19 protein-coding genes are annotated in these 18713 nt (G+C 38.6%); 11 read left to right on the top strand and 8 right to left on the bottom strand.

The window, feature by feature from the left end; translation table 11 throughout:
• Positions 1-47 precede the first annotated feature (47 nt).
• Positions 48-476 carry a hypothetical protein gene (locus HUW48_RS08245; RefSeq protein WP_182415224.1) on the bottom strand — a complete coding sequence of 143 codons (429 nt, stop codon included), beginning with the start codon at positions 474-476 and terminating at the stop codon, positions 48-50.
• Between the two features lie 421 nt (positions 477-897).
• Between HUW48_RS08245 and HUW48_RS08240 the strand changes: the two genes are divergently transcribed.
• The 3 genes from HUW48_RS08240 to HUW48_RS08230 all read left to right on the top strand — a co-directional run bounded on the left by HUW48_RS08240 (position 898) and on the right by HUW48_RS08230 (position 2702).
• A complete protein-coding gene (locus tag HUW48_RS08240) occupies positions 898-1308 on the top strand; it encodes a hypothetical protein (RefSeq protein ID WP_182415223.1) in 411 nt (136 codons plus the stop codon).
• 250 nt (positions 1309-1558) lie between these two features.
• A complete protein-coding gene (locus tag HUW48_RS08235; protein WP_182415222.1) occupies positions 1559-2128 on the top strand; it encodes a Crp/Fnr family transcriptional regulator in 570 nt (189 codons plus the stop codon).
• Between the two features lie 109 nt (positions 2129-2237).
• Entirely contained in the window at positions 2238-2702 is a 465-nt protein-coding gene (locus tag HUW48_RS08230) for an SRPBCC family protein (protein WP_182415221.1), read from the top strand.
• Between the two features lie 274 nt (positions 2703-2976).
• Here HUW48_RS08230 and HUW48_RS08225 read toward each other — a convergent pair whose 3' ends face one another.
• Complete coding sequence (locus HUW48_RS08225) at positions 2977-3555, bottom strand: hypothetical protein (RefSeq protein WP_182415220.1); 579 nt, start codon at positions 3553-3555, stop codon at positions 2977-2979.
• Positions 3556-4470: 915 nt separating this feature from the next.
• A complete protein-coding gene (locus HUW48_RS08220) occupies positions 4471-5493 on the bottom strand; it encodes an ABC transporter ATP-binding protein (RefSeq protein ID WP_182415219.1) in 1023 nt (340 codons plus the stop codon).
• Positions 5494-5799: 306 nt separating this feature from the next.
• On the opposite strand from HUW48_RS08220, the gene HUW48_RS08215 reads away from it, so the two are divergent.
• A complete protein-coding gene (locus HUW48_RS08215) occupies positions 5800-6906 on the top strand; it encodes an SGNH/GDSL hydrolase family protein (protein ID WP_182415218.1) in 1107 nt (368 codons plus the stop codon).
• A 154-nt stretch (positions 6907-7060) separates the two neighbouring features.
• Here HUW48_RS08215 and HUW48_RS08210 read toward each other — a convergent pair whose 3' ends face one another.
• From HUW48_RS08210 to HUW48_RS08195, 4 genes are all read right to left on the bottom strand, one after another.
• Positions 7061-7249, bottom strand: coding sequence for a hypothetical protein (locus tag HUW48_RS08210; protein WP_182415217.1), 189 nt, complete (start codon positions 7247-7249; stop codon positions 7061-7063).
• A gap of 187 nt (positions 7250-7436) precedes the next feature.
• Positions 7437-8768, bottom strand: coding sequence for a peptidoglycan DD-metalloendopeptidase family protein (locus tag HUW48_RS08205; RefSeq protein WP_182415216.1), 1332 nt, complete (start codon positions 8766-8768; stop codon positions 7437-7439).
• A gap of 432 nt (positions 8769-9200) precedes the next feature.
• Positions 9201-9947, bottom strand: coding sequence for a Mut7-C RNAse domain-containing protein (locus tag HUW48_RS08200; RefSeq protein WP_182415215.1), 747 nt, complete (start codon positions 9945-9947; stop codon positions 9201-9203).
• Between the two features lie 65 nt (positions 9948-10012).
• Entirely contained in the window at positions 10013-10450 is a 438-nt protein-coding gene (locus HUW48_RS08195; RefSeq protein ID WP_182415214.1) for a hypothetical protein, read from the bottom strand.
• Between the two features lie 566 nt (positions 10451-11016).
• Between HUW48_RS08195 and HUW48_RS08190 the strand changes: the two genes are divergently transcribed.
• Positions 11017-12021, top strand: coding sequence for an NAD(P)/FAD-dependent oxidoreductase (locus HUW48_RS08190; protein WP_182415213.1), 1005 nt, complete (start codon positions 11017-11019; stop codon positions 12019-12021).
• Between the two features lie 15 nt (positions 12022-12036).
• The gene (locus HUW48_RS08185) at positions 12037-12360 is read left to right on the top strand and encodes a 2Fe-2S iron-sulfur cluster-binding protein (RefSeq protein WP_182415212.1); all 324 of its coding nucleotides are present in this window, start codon (positions 12037-12039) and stop codon (positions 12358-12360) included.
• A gap of 146 nt (positions 12361-12506) precedes the next feature.
• Here the strand turns inward: HUW48_RS08185 and HUW48_RS08180 are convergent, their stop codons facing one another.
• On the bottom strand, positions 12507-13169 hold the full coding sequence (locus tag HUW48_RS08180) for a helix-turn-helix transcriptional regulator (protein ID WP_182415211.1): 663 nt from the start codon (positions 13167-13169) through the stop codon (positions 12507-12509).
• Positions 13170-13516: 347 nt separating this feature from the next.
• Between HUW48_RS08180 and HUW48_RS08175 the strand changes: the two genes are divergently transcribed.
• The 5 genes from HUW48_RS08175 to HUW48_RS08155 are packed head-to-tail and all read left to right on the top strand — an operon-like array spanning position 13517 to position 18704.
• Complete coding sequence (locus tag HUW48_RS08175; RefSeq protein ID WP_182415210.1) at positions 13517-13843, top strand: HesB/IscA family protein; 327 nt, start codon at positions 13517-13519, stop codon at positions 13841-13843.
• Positions 13844-13864: 21 nt separating this feature from the next.
• Positions 13865-15310, top strand: a complete 1446-nt coding sequence (sufB, locus tag HUW48_RS08170; RefSeq protein ID WP_182415209.1) for a Fe-S cluster assembly protein SufB — start codon at positions 13865-13867, stop codon at positions 15308-15310.
• Between the two features lie 23 nt (positions 15311-15333).
• Entirely contained in the window at positions 15334-16101 is a 768-nt protein-coding gene (gene sufC / locus HUW48_RS08165) for a Fe-S cluster assembly ATPase SufC (RefSeq protein ID WP_182415208.1), read from the top strand.
• 1 nt (position 16102) lies between these two features.
• Positions 16103-17449 (top strand): Fe-S cluster assembly protein SufD, encoded by a 1347-nt coding sequence (gene sufD / locus HUW48_RS08160; RefSeq protein ID WP_182415207.1) that lies wholly within the window; start codon positions 16103-16105, stop codon positions 17447-17449.
• 4 nt (positions 17450-17453) lie between these two features.
• Positions 17454-18704, top strand: coding sequence for an aminotransferase class V-fold PLP-dependent enzyme (locus tag HUW48_RS08155; protein WP_317173779.1), 1251 nt, complete (start codon positions 17454-17456; stop codon positions 18702-18704).
• The last annotated feature ends 9 nt before the right edge of the window (positions 18705-18713 follow it).

Here is an 18713-nt window from a genome sequence, read left to right as displayed (position 1 = left end):
AAACAATACCTTACTAAACTTTCAATAAAAACTTGTAAAGCAACATGTTATCTCGTTTGCATTAACCAGTTTATAGCTTCATCTTTATTCAAAAATGTATTTAATTCCATCTGATTTTTACCGGGCATATTTGCTTCAACGGCAGCTTGAATCCGGAAAATATCCATGGCGGCTAAAGTTGTTTTACTTATTAAATAGGCAAATCTTAAATTATTCTCTTTAAACAATGGCATAATTTCGCGCATGAGCCAATTCTGATCAACTACTTCTAAATAGGCACGTTCGCGGATATCAAACAAAGCTTTATTAATATGATTGGCTAACGCGTAATCTGTTACCCATTGCAGTTGCTCCCGAAAGGTAGCGCTCGTTGGCTGTTGCAGCCAGGTAGCTAGCAGATAGTCTTGCTCCCGATCGGCTTCTATTTTAATAAACTCACTAGAATAAACCAGGGTTAAATTTAGTTTGTAGCTCAATTATGTATCTCCTACCTGATAGTTATTTAAACAAGAATTATTTAAACATACCAATCCTTGTTTGCACCAATAATGCGTAAAATATTAAAACTGGTTTCTGAAAACCCAAAATTTAATTTAGAAATGAATTTAAGTTTTAATTTGAATTTACTACTATTAAAAGGTTTAAATAATCTATAATGGTAAGTTTTATTCAGGTTTAATAATAAGAACAAAGCAAAAAAGAGAACTTAACTTACAAAAAGCATTATTCTCTTGTTGCTCTGTTTCGTATATTGGTTTTAAATGGGTTCTACTATTTGCGCTATTTATAATTGGTTGTTTATAATTCTTCTGTTAGCCAAGCTTAAGAGCAAACAAGGTATTGTCTGGTTAGAAGCTTTAAAAATTTAATAACCTTACAGCCAATAAAAAAACGAGTATGCTAGTATTTGCGAAAAATAATATGGAACTGGAGTATCATCCGGAGTTAAAGATGGTAGAAGTGAGATGCATCGGAGACTTTTCGTTGGATGATTTAGCTTTACTTTGGTTAAAAGTTATAGAAGTAATTAACAAATACGAAATAGAAAAAATTTTAATAGATGCCACCCATGTTACAGCCAAGCTCAACTTTGCAGTAGACGAGGAACAGGTACAACAATATTTTGCGGAGAATTATCCAATTCCGGTAGTAAGAAAGGTAGCCCGGGTTTGCGCCGGGTCCACTCCTTATGATGAACACATGGCAAATTTGTATCAGAAAGTTTTAAAACAAAACCACTCGGCCTCCAGCTTTGGTAATTTTCAGCACCATTATGAAGCCATGGAATGGTTATTGGAAAAAAGCTAATTGGTTGGTTTACTTTATCATCCAGATAAATTTTTTACTATTTACTTTATAAATCAAGTTTATCGATGCCAACTTAACATCAATGGCTTAACTTAGATTACCTTCCTCCTTAATTTTAACGGCAGGCTCGCTGGAGCGAATAAATTTACTTTTACGTATATTCGTTTTATTTATTGATGGATTTCCAAAACCACCGGTCAAAAAAGATTCTTGTATACTTACTAAAAGCGTTTTCTCGAAACATAAAGCCGTGACCGAACTGGAACATTATATTAATTCTTATTTTGGTTTAAGTAAGGAACACGTACAAACTATAACTTCATTCTTTCATTTAACGGAATTAAATAAAGGTAATTTTTTCTTGAAAGAAGGACAGGTATGCAACGCATTAAGTTTTCATAAATCGGGGCTCATTCGGGTTTATGTAAACACCGACCGGAAAGAAATAACCCAATGGATTTCTACCAAAGGCTATTTTGTAACCGATCTTTCGGGTATTATTTTTAATCAACCTTCCAAATGGAACATTCTGGCTCTAACCGATAGTCAGTTGTATTCCATTAATAAATCCGATTACAATAACTTGGGGCACATTATTCCGCAATGGCACGAATTAGAAAAACTGTTTATTGCCCGTTGTTTTACCCTTTTAGAAGACCGCATTTTTACCTTACTTTCCAAGACCGCCGAAGAACGCTACCAGTTGTATTTTGCCCAAAATCCGGAGCTCTTTAACCAGGTTCCCTTACATTATTTAGCCTCTATGATGGGAATGACTCCTGAAACCTTGAGCAGGCTGCGTAAAAAAATTAAATTTTAATTTCTTGATTTTTGTCAAGGGTGATGAAAAATGAATAGTTGAACTTTGTATTGGTTCTTAGCACCTGAGAGCCGGAACGTGAAAAGTTCAACTACTAAAATCTTAAGAAATGATACCTATCAATGATCAGGCACCCGTAGTATGCAGTCAAAAAATTTTAATACAGGCCAGAGTTGAACAAGTATGGTCGGTGCTTACTAATATAAGTAATTGGAGAAGCTGGATGCCAAACGTAAAAGAAACCAGGCTAAACGGTTCTTTAGCGCCTGAAACTACTTTTGACTGGAAAACTGGCGGAATGAAAATTCACTCTAAGCTGCATACGGTTTCTCCTTACAAATTTTTTGGCTGGACCGGAAAAGTGTACGGCATATATGCCATTCATAACTGGGTTTTAACGGATTTAGGAGAGACCACCGAAGTTCAGGTTAGCGAAAGCATGACCGGTATTCTGGCATGGCTGTTCCGGAAAATGTTAACGAAAACTCTTGCTCAGGATATGGCTCAATCCCTGGAGTTCTTACAAGCAGCCAGCGAAAAGCAAATTACTAAGGAGAAAGAGCAAACGGCTTAAATTTTTGGAGTTTAGCTGGTCAAAAAATCTCCTATTACTAGTAAATTTTGCCTGTTACCCTTCCAAGACAGAACAGAACTATACTAAAATAATCTTATTTTTCCTTTCCCTATGGTACAAAGGGGTGATTAAACCTTAAAAAAAGCCTGGCTTTGTACCAGGCCTTTTCAGTGGAATCCGGTTTAACTCTTAATAATTAGAAATAAATCAATTTTTACTGCTCATCTAATTAAACAAAATAAAAGCAGATTGCCTTTGCTCTAATTTTAAATTATTAATTCAAAAAAATAGTAGCAGTTAATTCCTGAAGCAGAAAGTTCTTATTTTCCTTTACTTCAATTAATTTACTCCTAAACAGCTTAAATCCTTGTTTTAAGATTTTGGCTAATTTACATACTTCCGCCGGGGACCATTCCGGAATATAAAATTGCCCACTAGGGTGCCCCAGAATGGGATCGCCTACAAAATCATTATTACCCCAAAAGAGTTTATCGTAAATCCGGTTTCGTAATCTACCAATTTTGTCGCCGTTAAAAGTTAACTTTAACGAATACGCTACATCGGTAAATAAATTCCAGGCCGCCAAACAATCATCACAATTAATGTTATTGTTTGGTTGTTGCAGCCATTCTTCTACGGCATCTAAATTGTGCAAGATGGGTTCTTCCTTTTTTATTTTTATACCCTTAGTCTTAGCGTACTTTACCAAATTTAATTCACTTTTAAACACCTGTACCCGACCTTGCCCATCTAATAAAACTTCTTCCGGGTCACTATTCGATTTATTTATCCAAATTAAATATTGGTCTACTTGATCCAGCCGAAACCAGCAAGCATAATAATTCTTTTTCATTTTTTATCAAGATTTATAATAATCTCCCTGCTTATCAAATGCGCTTAAATCAATTCTTAAGCTCCCGCGCCTTTACTATTACTAAAAAATAGGGGCGCACTCGTTTTTACAAAAAGCCATAATTAATTGGCTTTCATAGTCGATAAGAAGGAGTTATTTAGTTAAAACAAAATTTATTAAACCTTATTCATTCTAAGGGAATCCCTTTCAGAAAGCAGAGCCATTAAATGGCCTTGCAAAGAAAAGTAATGGCTAGAAGTACTTTTTACTCGTGGTAATTGGCATAAAAACTTCTTTAATTACACTATGGAACTTCATGCGAAATTTTATTACCAGAAGTAAAAATAGCCTCTTCCCACTTTCTTTTAGAAAGGGTATAAAATGAATAATATAGGTATGAAAATAGAAGGAGAGTTATAACGATGTCCGTTCTTCCTTCTTAAGGGATAGGATTATTTCTCTTTGAAGAGGAAATAGAAAATGTTCAACTGTTTCATATTGATATACATAGTTTAACAATGCAAATATGATAAATTTATTGTATAAACTTTACACCTGGTATTTTTATTATATTTCAAGGGTATGAATTTGAAATAAATCAGAACAACCAGAACAGATTATGGTACGAAAAGAAAAACCAATGGTTCTAAGCTTAGAACTTTTAATATTATAGGAGCAATTATATTTTTAATTGATTGAAAGAAGAAATGCGCTCGAAAACAGAAAAAAGTTATAACCGCCTCTCCTTCCCTGTGCTTAGGTTATTAATAATGGCAGAATAAACTAAAACAAGTCCACTGGTTATAAAGCAAATTTGAATTCCTGAACAAGTTAGTACTATAGACAGGGAACTAAGAATCCCTCCAATCAAAATTGCAGAATTCACAAAGATCAGTAATTCTAAAAGTTAAAAAATTACACATACCAAAGTGCTTTCGGAGCAATTGAAATCGAGACAGTATCACCTGTTTTAAAATCACGTACATCCGTTCTCACTTTCACCATCAAACCTGGTAACCCTACTTCCAGCACGTAATAGCTGCCATAAAAATTTACTTTTTTAATCTTTCCCGTTAAGCTACTTCCGTCAGAAGAAGAAATTTTAAAATCTTCCGGCCGGATAAGTACATTCTTTTGGGTTTTTATTTCTGTTGGCAGTTTAGCTATTTTTTTTGCTTTTACTAAGGGTAACAAATTAAAATCGCCAAATAAACCCGCAGCATAGGCATTTACCGGTTGTTGGTAAATTTGCTTGGGTGCTCCTTGCTGAATAATCTTTCCGGTTTGCATTATTATAATTTCATCTGCCCACGAAAGCGTGTCCTGCGGATCGTGAGAAATGAGCGTACAAGTAATTTGCAGACTTTCACTAATGTCTTGGATAACTGCTTTCAGAATATTCTTGTGCATAATATCCAGGTTAGAATAAGGTTCGTCGAGCAATAACAGTTGAGGGCCGGAAAGAAGTAAGCGTGCCAGGGCAATCCGTTGCCGCTCTCCCCCTGATAAATGTTCGGTGCGGCGCTGAAGCAGGTGAGATATGCGACAAACTTCGTATAAGGTTTCGGCCTCTTCTGGTGTTAACTTATTGGCATATTGTAAAACTTGTTCGACCCGTAAGAAACGCGGTAACTCAAATTGCTGCGACAAGTAAGCAATACCCGGATGCCCCGGAATTAAGTGTTCCTGGGGTCCTTTTACTCTTTTCTGTTCAAAACGCACTTCGCCGGAACTAGGCTGTACTAAACCGGCAATGGTTTGCAGCAAAGTACTTTTACCAGAACCTGTTTCGCCGGCAATGGCTATTTTTTGCAGTCTTCGTTGCGATAGGTTTATATCTTTTAGAACCCAGTTACCTGCCTCCAGTAAATTAATGCCGGATACCTGCAATAAAGTTTGCGTAGCCGGTGCTTTTTTGGGCCGTAAAGTTGAGTTCATGCGTAATCGGGAGAATTTACTAGTGAAGATTAATAATTTTGTAGCCGGATAAATGAGTTAATAGTTTTTAAAGATTTACTATTTAATGTCTGGGTTAGTTAGAGCAAAGAACGGAAAACCTGCTTAAAGTAACCAAGTAATACGTAATTCTAAGCAAACCTTTCTTTTCCACTTAAACCAAGAAAATCAGAAATGAACAGGATTTGCCTTCTAAAAGGAAAGTTCAATTTTAAAATTTACCCGTAGAACCTAACTGGATTGTTCGTAATCTTGTCCCTACCCGTAAGAAAATCGTGTTAAAAGTTTATGAAGTATTATTTAAATTTCCTGCTTTTCATCTTTTGCTTTTTAAGTTTAAGTTGTGTCCGCTCCGCAATTAATTTCCAAACGGCAGATACATTGCCGGCTACTGCCTTGCAGCCTTATGGTCGGTATTTAGTAAACCAAGAACAAAATGTAGAGTTAATCAGCTCAGCCGTACATTTTGGTTTTACTTTTGAAGGCGAAGAATGCCAATTATTTGCTACTATTCCTAATTTTGAAGGGCATAATTATTTGCAATACGAGTTAGATGGCGTGTATCAGAAAAGAATTAAAATTTCTGGCAACTCACTAGAACCTATCCAAATTAAAGCTTCTAATGCAGGTACGCATACTGTCTGGATATATAAAGCAACCGAAGCCCACACCGGAGCCATTGTAATTCAAAAAGTTACCGGTAAAAATGTAAAATCTGTAAAAAAACCAGCTCAGCCATTAATTGAGTTTATCGGAAATAGTATTACCTGCGGGGCAGCGGCTGATCCTTCGGAAGTACCTTGCGGTACCGGCGTGTACCACGACCAGCATAACGCCTATATGGCCTATGGGCCCAGAGTTGCCCGCCAGCTCGGGAGTAATTTTGTGTTAAGCAGCGTGAGTGGGATTGGCATTTACCGCAACTGGAACAGCAACGAGCCAACCATGCCGCAAGTATACGGAAAACCAGATTTTCAGGTAAATAATCCGCAAAGTTGGGATTTTACTACCTACTCCCCGCAAGTGGTAAGCATAGCCTTAGGCACCAATGATTTTAGCAATGGAGATGGTAAAAAAGAAAGATTACCTTTTGATAGTGCCCGTTTTGTGAGTAACTACATTGCCTTTGTACAATTAGTAAAAACTAAATACCCACAGGCTCAAATTGCCCTTTTAAGCAGCCCCATGATAAACGGCACTAACCGCACTCTTCTACAAAATTGCCTCACGGCAGTAAAACGAAATACGGATGCCTTGTACCCAACGGCTAAACCAGTAGCTCTATTTTTCTTCGAGTCCATGCAAGCCCGGGGCTGTTCGGGCCATCCTAACGTTGAGGATCATGCTATTTTGGCTAACCAACTAGTGCCGTTCTTTAAAAAATTGTTACCTTAACAGGTAAAGCAAAATAGTATTGAAGAGGAAATAAGTAGTTGTTCGTTATTAGTTGCTACTTCATTAAATACCTGATAAGCAATAACTTAATATAAAATATATTCTTAACTAATTACGTCGAAGTATTTATCATTTAGTAAATTAATTTATCTTACTAAGAGGCTTTTTTGGGATTTTGAATAACATCGTACACCACAGGTCCAAAAAAAGCTAAGTTTTCGAGAATACAAGCCATGCTGTAGAATTTCTCCGGTTTTACTTCCGGATGTTCCGCCATAGCAATTAAAATATTTTCTAATGTATCCTGAAACTTATAATTAAAATCTTCTTTGCTTAATTCCATTTAAAATTATGATTAACAGTAGTCTATTAACCTTTCTATACTGAATAAAATTTCCTAAACCGCCACAGGTTAATTATTTTTTGCTGGCGTAAATAGTAAAATTTACTAAAATTGCTAAATAAGAATTTAGTTCTTGAGAGTTAATCCCCTCTATAAGCAAAAAAATGCTGGATTTAGTTTTTACTCTTTAGCTTTTCCGCGAAGTTTCAGCTTTTTCCGATGCCAGGAGATCAGATTTAGTTGGAGTAATGGCCATGGCTTCCATTCTTTTAATAATTAATTCTTTATTGGCAAAGAAAGTTGCCTGGTTTTTCTTATTAATAGGATCAGCTAAAGGCAACTTTACGCGTAAGGCATCTACTTGCTTGCCATTTTTCCAGAGGCGGTAACACAAATGCGGACCGGTAGAAAGCCCTGTACTGCCTACATATCCAATTGTTTGGCCTTGCGTTACTTTTCTGCCCCGCCGGATACCTTTAGCAAAACGGGAAAGATGCAGGTATTGTGTAGTAAATGTTTTGTTGTGCTGAATTTTCACGAAATAACCATTACCAAAATTGTAAGCCGCATCTAAAATTACACCATCGCCGACACTCCGGATAGGGGTGCCCCGGGGAGCGGCAAAGTCGGTGCCTAAGTGCGCTTTAAACCGCTTTTGCACCGGATGAAAACGGTTCATGGTATAACGGCTACTGATGCGGGTGTATTCCAAAGGTTCTTTCAGGAAAGCCTTTTTAAAACTTTTACCATCCTGGTCGAAATAAGTAATTCCTTTTCCCTGATCGAAACCAATGGCGTAAAGCGGTTGGCCACTATGTTCAAAAAAGGCAGCTTTTAAAGCGCCGTAGCCAATAGTAGTATTGTTTACCAGTTTCTCTTCAAAAATTAGTTTAAATTGGTCGCCAGGTTGCAGTTGATTAAGATTCAACCGCCAGCCGTAAACATCGGCTAACTGATTTACCATTTGCGCTGATCCGCCCGCAGCCAGCACCGACTCGTATAGAGATCCTTTAATTTCACCGGCTAGCTCCCGTTCCACTACTTTTATTTCCCGTTCATGTCGGGTTACAGCTAAGTCGCCGCGTAAATCATAAATCACGTACTCGGTACTACTCGGCTCGTAAATAAAATATTGCGCCGTTTGAGCTGAATCCAAGCTGTGTAATAGCACATAATGGCGCCGCGACTGAATGCGACGAACGTTAAAAACCGGCTTTGCTTTTTGAGCCAGGTTATGAACCATAGTAGGCGAGATATTATATTTCGTTAAAATATCCGAGATACTCTCGCCCCGGTTTATGGTACCTTCCACAATGGTTAAAGAATCGGTAGAAATTCCAAATACCACGGGAGCTAATTTTTTTATTTCCTTTTGAACAACCGGCAGTTTCGGGGTGGCCGTGGTTTGCGACCCAGAAAGAACACGGCTTATATCAAAGTTTAGGGTCTGAGCAGCGGAGATAAAAATGAGAAAAGATAATGCAATAAGAATGAACAGACCTTTATTACGTTTGAACATAAGTTATACACCTTGGTTAAAAATTAATAAAGAAGGCGCAAAACTAGGCCGAACCATCTAGAAATAAAAATTTAACAGAACACAATAATCAGCAGCTAAGTGGGTTAACACCACTTAATTTACCTATTTCAAAGAGTTAAAAGAAATATTCCAAGATTTATTATCGAGAGGTATATAACTTAAATTCAACCTTTTAGATAAAATTATCTACAAGAGATAGTAGAAAAATTCTATTTAGCTTAAAAGTCTAAAGAATTTAAAATTTACAGGTTAGTTTTTAAAATTAATTTCCAATATCCTCAATTTTTAGTAATGCAATGGCAAGATTCGTTACTAAACTAGAAAATACAAATATTCTTATTTTCAACTAAGATTCTACCATGCTTGTATTTCAGCAAACAATTTAAAGCATCTAACAAACTTTATAAAATATTAGTCAACTTGCCTTAATTGTTGCACAAAAACTTGCATGCGGTCGTAATGAGAACCCTTCCAGAGAACGCGCAGGCAGTTTTGGCATTGGTAAAATTCCTGAAAGTATAGTTTGGTTTTGGGTGGTAATTGTTCCAGCACTGTTTCTTTTGGCACCCAGGCCAGAATGCCGTTGCAAACCAAACAGCGGGTAAATGGCTGAAAAGGCGGAAGAAATTTAAAATAAGCGAGTACTTCGGTTAATTGCTTTTCTGGGTGCTGCGAACGCAGCCAATATCCCCAAAGTACCGTTTTATGTTTTAGTAAACCTACATCGCGGGTAAGAATAATACGTTCCTCCGCACCGGCTAATTGTACAATAGTTTTATTGTCGTAATCGGTGCGGTACAGCGTATCGAAACCCAGTAGTCGCAAGTTTTTTGCTAATTTACCTAAATGTACATCCAGAATAAATTTATGCCATACCGGTAAAGTTGCTTGCCTGGAATACGCGGCTAAATTGACGTGGTTCGTACCAGTTGGATAAACTGCTACAGAATCGTTGGCTTGTAGTAAATTAGTAAACTGGGTAGGCTGACCATTTATCAGAACTATATCTACTTCGGGGTGAGGAATACCCAAAGCTTCTATTGCATCTTTTACGGCTGGTGTGCCGGTAAATGAATATTTCACTTCTTTTTCCTTCTGCAAAGAAGGCAAAAAATCATTCAGGTTACCGTAAAAACGAAAGTAAGCTAGTTTTGCCATCCTCCTTTTACGGCCAATTGCCTACCCGTTAATCACTAATCTATTTTTAATTAAGTAATTCGAGATTACGAAACCGCAAACCAAGCTCGCCAAGGTAAACGGCTTAAAATAAGAATAAGCCCAATGCCGTAAAACACAAAAATGCTCTGGAAACGAGCTTTGCCAAGTTTTAACCGTTTGGCCCGGGAGTAACCAATGGTAATGAGTACCACCGCGATAATCATGGTAAGCGGATGTTCCAGAATATACAGCCGGGAGTTGGCATCTTTCATAGCAGCCCCCGAAGCATTTGCCGCGCCAAGCGGAGAAATAAAATATAAAATTAGCCCGATTATCCATTGCAAATGCGTGGGAATTAATCCGAGCAAGGCACGTTTCCGGTCTTTATCAGCAAAAGGGCGGTTTTGCATCCAACCGCCAATAGCCGTTAAAATGCTAACTAATAAACCTAATAAAACCAGGTAAGCCAAATAAGAATGCAGGTGTTGTAATCCGGTATACATACGTTCTAATATTTTTAATACGCCGCATTAATCGGCCTTTTGTTAAATTTTGCCTCAATATTAGTTAATTTTTGAGAAATAAGTACCCCAAAAATGAATCTGAATGAGTAGTACTCGTTCTTGTTAAATTTAAGGTAAGCTTACTTTTTTTACTAGTTGTGCGTTTCTCCTGATGTTTATGCAGGAAACATATCAAGCTACTTCTTTTATTTTAATCGTTTTATGGGATTGGATGAATGAATCACAAACAATTTTTACTAAATATAGCTTGTTTAATAAAGGAGAGGTATTACTTTTGCAAATAAAACAAGTAGAAACTTGTAAAATTAAAATGACTGATTTTTCGCCAACACCTTTTCTTACCTTTAAGATTATTTGTTGTAGCTAGGTCCCCCGAAGGTCTATAGCTATTTTCTGTTGGCTTTCCATTTCCACTTGCCTTGTATCACAGGCTCTTTCTTATAAAAATAAACTTTTAAGATTATTTCTGCTTTTATAAAGCAGAGATAGAAACAGGCATTATTCTGTTTCCATTTACTAATTTTTAAATTTTCCTAAGTACAATCATGATAACTACTGATATATGCATTATTGGTGCTGGCCCTGTGGGCTTGTTTGCCGTTTTTGAAGCCGGATTATTAAAAATGCGCTGCCATTTAATAGATGCTTTACCGCAGGTAGGTGGGCAATTATCTGAGATTTACCCCCAAAAACCTATTTATGACATTCCTGGCTTCCCGGCCATTAACGCTCAGGATTTAGTAAATAATCTTTTAGATCAGATTAATCCTTTCCACCCTACCTTTACCTTAGGCGAACGGGTAGAAAAACTAGAACGCCAGGAAGATGGCTCTTACCTGATTACTTCAAACGAAAATACTCAAATTCACTGCCAGGTAGTAGTAATTGCCGCCGGACTAGGTTCTTTCGAACCGCGTAAACCGGCCGTAGAACGGCTTGAAGATTTTGAAGGCAAAGGCGTAGCCTACATGGTAAAGAATCCGGAACTGTTCCGCGATAAACGCATTGTTTTAGCAGGCGGCGGCGACTCAGCTTTAGACTGGACTTTATTTTTATCTGAAATAGCCAGCAAGGTTACCTTAGTACACCGCGGCGAAACCTTCCGGGGGGCTCCGGATTCGGCGGAGAAAGTATTTTCCTTAGCGGAGCAAGGCCGGATTAATTTAATTTTAAATGCCAATGTTACAGCTCTTAACGGTAATGGCCATTTAAAAGAAATATCGATCTCGCGCAAAGATAAAACTGTTTCTAACCTGGATGTCGATTATTTTATTCCCCTATTTGGTTTAACTCCTAAGTTAGGACCAATTGCGGACTGGAATTTAGCCGTGGATAAATCAGCCATTGAAGTAAATACTCAAGATTTCTCGACGAACGTAGAGCGCATTTATGCCATTGGCGATATTAACACGTATCCGGGTAAGCTGAAGCTGATTTTATGTGGTTTCCACGAAGCTGCTTTAATGGCGCAGAGTGCCTTTAAATACGTTTTTCCGGAGCAAAAACTAAGTTTTAAATACACCACCGTAAATGGTATTCACGCTTTGTAATTTACTTAATTACTTATGATTAACATAACCATAGAAGACCGCAATGGCACCCGGCAGGATATAGTAATTCCGGAAGGTATTAATCTTTCCCTGATGGAAGTGTTAAAGGCCTCGGAATATAATATACTGGCTACTTGCGGCGGTATGGGCATTTGCGCTACTTGCCACGTACAGGTTTTAGAAGCACCTGGTTCTTTACCGCCGGTTAACGATACCGAACTAGATATGCTGGATACCTTACCCGAAGCTGGTCCGGATAGCCGTTTGTCCTGCCAAATAAGAGTGAATGAAAATATAGCCGGTGCCGTTTTCCGAATAAAAGGAGAATCCAATGAATAACTCTTCAGTTTAAAGTGGAGGTAATAAATTAAACCAATATAAACTTTCTAAATTGCCCCTGGCTTTAGCCAGGGAAACTAGAGATAAAAAAACCCGCCAAGATTACAAACTTGGCGGGTTTACTATTCATTTTAATATTTCTATTATCAGATTAATGTAATGCGGTACGCACAACGACGGGCACCTTCCAAAATATGGTCTACCCGTTTTACATCTACCTCATTCCCTAACACTCGTTTTAATATTTGAAACTCCGACCGGCAAATAGCCGGGGTGGCGGTGGCCGCTGCGCAAATGGGGCAATGGTTTTCTATGAGTAAATAACCCAGTTCATCTTTTTGACAACTGGCAATATACCCTTCCCGGTAACGAATGGTAGCAAAGCGGTTAATTTTTTCTTCTAAGGTTAAGCAATCTTTTAATTCTTCCGCATACCGGTTTAGTACTTCTTCGCCCCTTCGGTCAATGATTTGCTCTAAAACTTGTTCGCCTAATTCTGCTTTAATGGTATTTAAAAGTTGTACCGATAAATCACTATGGGTATTCGGAAAACGGGCATTACCAGCGGCGGTTAAACTCCAGTTTAAAGTAGGGCGGCCCACTCCTTTGGATTCGGAAGTAGCTTGCACCAGGCCTTCTTCGGCTAGTTTTAGCAAATGCAGGCGTGCCCCCTCACCGGTCATTCCTAAAATTTGGGCAAGAATGCCAGCCGTTTTAGGTCCCTCCGTTTTTAATACCTTTAAAATTTTTTCGGTAGCCGATTGGGAACTAATGGAACTACTTTCCAAGTAATTACTTGCTTTATTCATTATTGTGATAACTTTGCGTCGCTTTCGAAACCAGTTCGGGTTAGAGGCAAATGTAACTTACTTAAACAGAGCCGTTGGAAATTTAACTTCTACTAAACTAGGAACAAGAAAGTATGCAAAAGGGTGCTTTCCTGCGAATATTTTTATTCTATTTATCCCGTAACCCTTAAAGCAACGGCAAAAAGCTTAATTAAAGATTATTTTCCTAATTTTACACTTTATTACAATTTTGTATTCCATCGGCTCATTTTTTTACGAAGGAACGAATAGAATAGCTAAAAGCAAGAGTTTATTTTGCAACCTATTACTTGGAATATTTGTTAATTAACTAACTAAGCAGGAATATCATGATTACTGTATCTCCAAAAGCAAAAGAATATATCAGCCAGTTATTGGCAAAAGAAAATAAAGATACTGATACCTTTGTGCGGGTAGGCGTACGAGGCGGAGGCTGCTCTGGTTTAGAATACCAGCTTCAATTCGATTCAGACAAAAAAGAAACCGATGAAGTTTTTCAGCATAATGGTTTAAATGTGGTGGTAGACCGGAAAAGTTTGCTTTACCTGTTCGGAACCGAACTGGATTACTCAGATGGTTTGAACGGGAAAGGATTATTTTTTAATAACCCGAATGCTTCGCGTACGTGCAGTTGCGGAGAAAGCTTTGCGGTTTAAACCTTGTAACTTACGGGAAGAATGAAAGATAGTAATGAAATAATTAACGACTTTGCCACCAAGGAATACGAATACGGCTTTGTCACGGATATTGAAATGGAAATTGCCCCGGCTGGTCTGGATGAGGGTACTATCCATTTTATTTCGCAGAAAAAGAACGAGCCGGATTGGTTACTGGAGTGGCGTTTAAAAGGGTATCATGCTTTTTTGAAGGAACCCATGCCGCATTGGCAGAATTTTGATTTACCAGCAATGGATTTTCAAAAAATTTCCTATTATGCCGCTCCCAAAAATAAAAAGAAATACAATAGCCTGGACGAAGTAGATCCGGAGTTGTTAGCCACTTTCGCTAAGTTAGGTATTCCGTTATCGGAGCAAAAGGCCTTAGCGGGTGTAGCGGTAGATGCCGTTTTCGATAGCATTTCGGTAGCTACTACTTATAAAGAAAAACTAAAGGAATTAGGCGTTATTTTCTGCTCCATCAGCGAAGCGGTGCAGGAACATCCGGAACTGGTTCAAAAATACTTAGGTTCGGTAGTGCCTCATTCCGATAATATTTACGCGGCTTTAAACACGGCGGTATTTTCTGATGGTTCCTTTGTGTACATCCCGAAAGGGGTTCGTTGCCCGATGGAATTGTCTACTTATTTCCGGATTAACACCGAAAATACCGGTCAGTTTGAGCGTACTTTAATTATTGCCGATGAAGGTAGCTACGTAAGTTACTTAGAAGGTTGTACGGCTCCGATGCGTGACGAAAATCAGTTGCACGCCGCTGTGGTAGAACTAATTGCCCTGGAAAATGCCGAAATTAAGTATTCTACCGTTCAGAACTGGTACCCTGGCGATAAAGACGGTAAAGGCGGAATTTATAACTTTGTAACCAAACGCGGTATCTGCAAAGGAGCTAATGCTAAAATCTCCTGGACGCAAGTAGAAACCGGATCGGCTATTACCTGGAAGTACCCCAGCGTAATTTTACAGGGCGATAATTCCAGTGGTGAGTTTTATTCGGTAGCCGTTACCCGCAACAAGCAAATTGCTGATACCGGTACTAAAATTTACCATTTAGGTAAAAATACCAAGAGCCGGATTATTTCGAAAGGAATTTCGGCTGGGGAAAGTAATAACAGCTACCGGGGTTTGGTGCAAATTGGTTCTAAAGCCGATAGTGCCCGTAACTTTACTCAATGCGATTCTTTACTAATTGGCAGCCATTGCGGAGCCCATACGTTCCCGTACATAGAAACTAAAAACAGTACTGCTACTGTAGAGCACGAAGCAACCACTTCTAAAATTGGTGAAGATCAGATCTTCTATCTAAATCAAAGAGGAATTGCTACCGAGAAAGCAGTAGCACTTATTGTGAACGGATACGCGAAAGAAGTTTTAAACCAACTGCCGATGGAATTTGCGGTAGAAGCCCAAAAATTATTGTCTATTACCCTCGAAGGTAGCGTGGGTTAATATTAAATAAATAATAAAAGTAGATGCTAAGCATTAGAAATTTGCACGCCGAAGTAGAAGGCAAAAAAATATTAAAAGGAATTAATTTAGAAGTAAAGGCTGGTGAAATCCATGCCATCATGGGTCCTAACGGTTCTGGTAAAAGTTCTCTCTCGTCGGTATTGGCGGGACGGGAAACCTACGAGGTAACCGAAGGAGAAGTAATTTTTGATGGTAAGGATTTATTAGATATGGCACCTGAAGTTAGGGCTCGCGAAGGTTTATTTATGGCCTTCCAGTATCCGGTAGAAATTCCAGGCGTATCTAATATTAACTTCTTGCGCACAGCGTTAAACGAAATTCGGGAATACCGGGGTTTACCCGCGCTGGAAGCCAAAGAATTTTTAAAACTTACCAAAGAAAAACAAAAGCTGGTTGAGTTTCAATCTAAGTTGGTAAACCGTTCGTTAAACGAAGGTTTTTCGGGCGGAGAAAAGAAACGGAATGAAATTCTGCAATTAGCCATGCTGGAGCCTAAGCTTTCTATCATGGACGAAACAGATTCCGGCTTAGATATAGATGCGTTGCGCATTGTGGCCAAAGGTGTTAACCAAATCCGCAATGAGCATAACGCTTTTATTTTAATTACGCACTATCAACGCCTGTTAGAATACATTGTACCCGATTTTGTGCATGTATTATACGATGGCCGAATTGTAAAGTCCGGAACCAAAGAATTGGCGATGGAACTGGAAGAAAAAGGCTACGATTGGATAAAAGAAGAATTTAAAACGGAAGAAACAGCCCACTAAAATGGCTAATCAAATATCCACCCTCCCCTTGTATCAAGACCTGTTACAAGGGTTTGATAACTGGTTAACGAGTAAACAAACTACCGGACACGAGTCAACGTTGCCTCTCCGGAAAAAGGCCATGGAGCATTTCCGTACTTTGGGCTTTCCTTCCCGGAAAGTAGAAGATTGGAAGTACACCAACGTATTGCCTTTTTTGCAGCAATCTTATGAGTTTAACCCGGATGTTATCCAAAATACCGATAAAGCAGCTATTGCTTTAGACAACATTAATATGGTTGGCTTAGATGCCTACCGGGTTGTTTTAGTAAATGGTCAGGTACAACTAGCTTTGTCCGACGAATTACCGGCCGGTATTACGCTTAAAAGTATTGCAGAAGCTGAAAATGAACCTGCTTTTCAGGCTAATTTTGGACAGCAGATAAACCTGGAAAAATATCACTTTGCGGCTTTAAACACGGCTTGGTATGCTAATGGTTTATTCCTGGAAGTTCTGGCTAACACAGTTTTAGAGAAACCAATATATTTGGTTCACATTTATACGGGTTCCGGAAATTTGTTTATTCAGCCCCGGAATTTAGTGGTAGTAAACCGGAGTGCTTCGGTTAGTATCGTAGAATCTGTTATTGCAGATAGTCATAACGGCGATATTTTTGTAAACAGTGTATCTGAAATTGTAGTAAAAGAAAATGCCCAGGTACACCATTATAATTTGCAAAACAACAGCAAAAATACCCGGCAGGTAAACCACACCGAAGTAAGTCAGAAACGCGATAGTGTATATAGCAACTACACGTTTTCTTTACCGGAAGCTGATTTGCTGCGTAACAACTTGCACTTAAACCTGAACGATGAGTACACCGAAAGCCATTTATATGGTTTATATCTGTTGAATGGTCGTCAGCTTACCGATAACCATACTTTAGTGAACCACCTGCATCCGCATTGCGAAAGCAACGAGGTATATAAAGGCGTGTTGTTAGATAATGCAAACGGGGTGTTTAACGGTAAAATTTTTGTGCAGCGTGATGCTCAGAAAACAAATGCTTTTCAGCAAAACAACAACTTGCTTTTAAGTAATAAAGCTACCATAAATTCTAAACCGCAATTAGAAATTTTCGCCGACGACGTAAAATGTAGCCATGGTTCCACCGTAGGTCAGTTAAGCCAGGAAGCCATGTTTTATTTACGTTCCCGGGGAATTTCGGAGCAAACCGCCCGCCGTTTACTGGTAAGTGCTTTTGCTTTTGACGTTACTCAGAATATTAGAATTCCTGCGGTAGAAGCCTATATTAATAAATTAATTACCCAACATATACCTGCTGAACAGGAGTTGGTTAAAGCCTAAAATTATGCCGGCAAATATAAGTTTAGAAACAAGCGTTCAACTGGACATTCATAAAATCCGGGCTGATTTCCCGATTTTGGAAACCCAGGTTTATGGCAAGCCATTAATATATTTAGATAATGCTGCTACTACCCAAAAACCTGAACTAGTTCTACGAACCATTCAGGATTACTATACCCAGTACAACAGTAATGTTCACCGGGGAGTACATTTTTTGAGCCAGCAGGCAACCTCGGCTTACGAAGATGCCCGCAAGAAAGTAACCGCCTTTATCAATGCCAAACACACCCACGAAGTAATATTTACCCGGGGAACTACCGATGGCATTAACTTAGTGGCTAGCAGTTTCGGTCGTAAATTTTTAAAAGCCGGTGATAGTATTCTAATTTCTGCCATTGAGCACCATTCTAATATTGTGCCCTGGCAAATGATCTGTGAAGAGCGAGGAGCTACTATTAAGGTAATTCCGGTAAACGAAAAAGGCGAGCTGGTTTTAGAGGAACTGGATGAGCTGTTAGACGAAACGGTAAAATTAGTAGCGGTTACTTACATTTCTAATACTTTGGGTACTATTAACCCGGTAAAAGAAATTATTAACCGGGCGCATCAACAAGATATTCCGGTATTGGTAGATGCCGCGCAAGCCGCTCCGCACTTACCTATAGATGTGCAGGAATTAGATGTAGATTTTCTGGCTATTTCAGCGCACAAAATGTACGGACCAACCGGAATTGGCGCATTATACGGCAAAGAATCCTGGCTAAACCAATTACCTCCTTACCAAGGGGGTGGTGATATGATTAAGTCCGTTAGTTTCAAGAAAACAACTTATAATGAATTACCGCTGAAGTTTGAGGCAGGAACTCCCAGCATTTCAGAAGGAATTGCCTTTGGAGCGGCCGTTGATTATATTCAGGGTTTAGGATTAAACAATATTCAGGAAGCAGAAAGCCAGTTATATAGCTATGCCGTAGAAGCCTTGCAAACCATTGATGAACTTCGTTTTATTGGCGAAGCGAAACACCGGGCAGCTTCTATATCCTTCCTGGTAGGCGATGCCCATCCATTTGACATTGGTGAAATCCTGGATAAACAAGGTATTGCCGTTCGTACGGGCCACCATTGTACCGAGCCTATTATGCAGTACTTTAATATTCCGGGTACAGTAAGAGCTTCTATAGCTGTTTACAATACCCCGGAAGAAATTGACAAATTAGTAACCGGAATTAAAAAAGCGGTTACTTTATTAAGCTGATTTATTAAA

It is taken from the genome of Adhaeribacter radiodurans (assembly GCF_014075995.1).
Taxonomy (GTDB): Bacteria; Bacteroidota; Bacteroidia; order Cytophagales; family Hymenobacteraceae; genus Adhaeribacter; species Adhaeribacter radiodurans.
Note: the sequence above shows the minus strand (reverse complement) of the source record. Positions and strands in the feature narration are given on the sequence as shown.

Excerpts from the sequence above, each read along its gene's own strand:
- HUW48_RS08225 (WP_182415220.1), bottom strand. The coding sequence starts at position 3,555 with ATGAAAAAGAATTATTATGCTTGCTGGTTTCGGCTGGATCAAGTAGAC.
- sufD (WP_182415207.1), top strand. The coding sequence starts at position 16,103 with ATGGCTAATCAAATATCCACCCTCCCCTTGTATCAAGACCTGTTACAA.
- HUW48_RS08175 (WP_182415210.1), top strand. The coding sequence starts at position 13,517 with ATGATTACTGTATCTCCAAAAGCAAAAGAATATATCAGCCAGTTATTG.
- HUW48_RS08190 (WP_182415213.1), top strand. The coding sequence starts at position 11,017 with ATGATAACTACTGATATATGCATTATTGGTGCTGGCCCTGTGGGCTTG.
- HUW48_RS08195 (WP_182415214.1), bottom strand. The coding sequence starts at position 10,450 with ATGTATACCGGATTACAACACCTGCATTCTTATTTGGCTTACCTGGTT.
- HUW48_RS08200 (WP_182415215.1), bottom strand. The coding sequence starts at position 9,947 with ATGGCAAAACTAGCTTACTTTCGTTTTTACGGTAACCTGAATGATTTT.
- HUW48_RS08185 (WP_182415212.1), top strand. The coding sequence starts at position 12,037 with ATGATTAACATAACCATAGAAGACCGCAATGGCACCCGGCAGGATATA.
- HUW48_RS08205 (WP_182415216.1), bottom strand. The coding sequence starts at position 8,768 with ATGTTCAAACGTAATAAAGGTCTGTTCATTCTTATTGCATTATCTTTT.
- HUW48_RS08240 (WP_182415223.1), top strand. The coding sequence starts at position 898 with ATGCTAGTATTTGCGAAAAATAATATGGAACTGGAGTATCATCCGGAG.
- HUW48_RS08215 (WP_182415218.1), top strand. The coding sequence starts at position 5,800 with ATGAAGTATTATTTAAATTTCCTGCTTTTCATCTTTTGCTTTTTAAGT.
- HUW48_RS08230 (WP_182415221.1), top strand. The coding sequence starts at position 2,238 with ATGATACCTATCAATGATCAGGCACCCGTAGTATGCAGTCAAAAAATT.
- HUW48_RS08210 (WP_182415217.1), bottom strand. The coding sequence starts at position 7,249 with ATGGAATTAAGCAAAGAAGATTTTAATTATAAGTTTCAGGATACATTA.
- sufC (WP_182415208.1), top strand. The coding sequence starts at position 15,334 with ATGCTAAGCATTAGAAATTTGCACGCCGAAGTAGAAGGCAAAAAAATA.
- HUW48_RS08220 (WP_182415219.1), bottom strand. The coding sequence starts at position 5,493 with ATGAACTCAACTTTACGGCCCAAAAAAGCACCGGCTACGCAAACTTTA.
- HUW48_RS08155 (WP_317173779.1), top strand. The coding sequence starts at position 17,454 with ATGCCGGCAAATATAAGTTTAGAAACAAGCGTTCAACTGGACATTCAT.
- sufB (WP_182415209.1), top strand. The coding sequence starts at position 13,865 with ATGAAAGATAGTAATGAAATAATTAACGACTTTGCCACCAAGGAATAC.
- HUW48_RS08180 (WP_182415211.1), bottom strand. The coding sequence starts at position 13,169 with ATGAATAAAGCAAGTAATTACTTGGAAAGTAGTTCCATTAGTTCCCAA.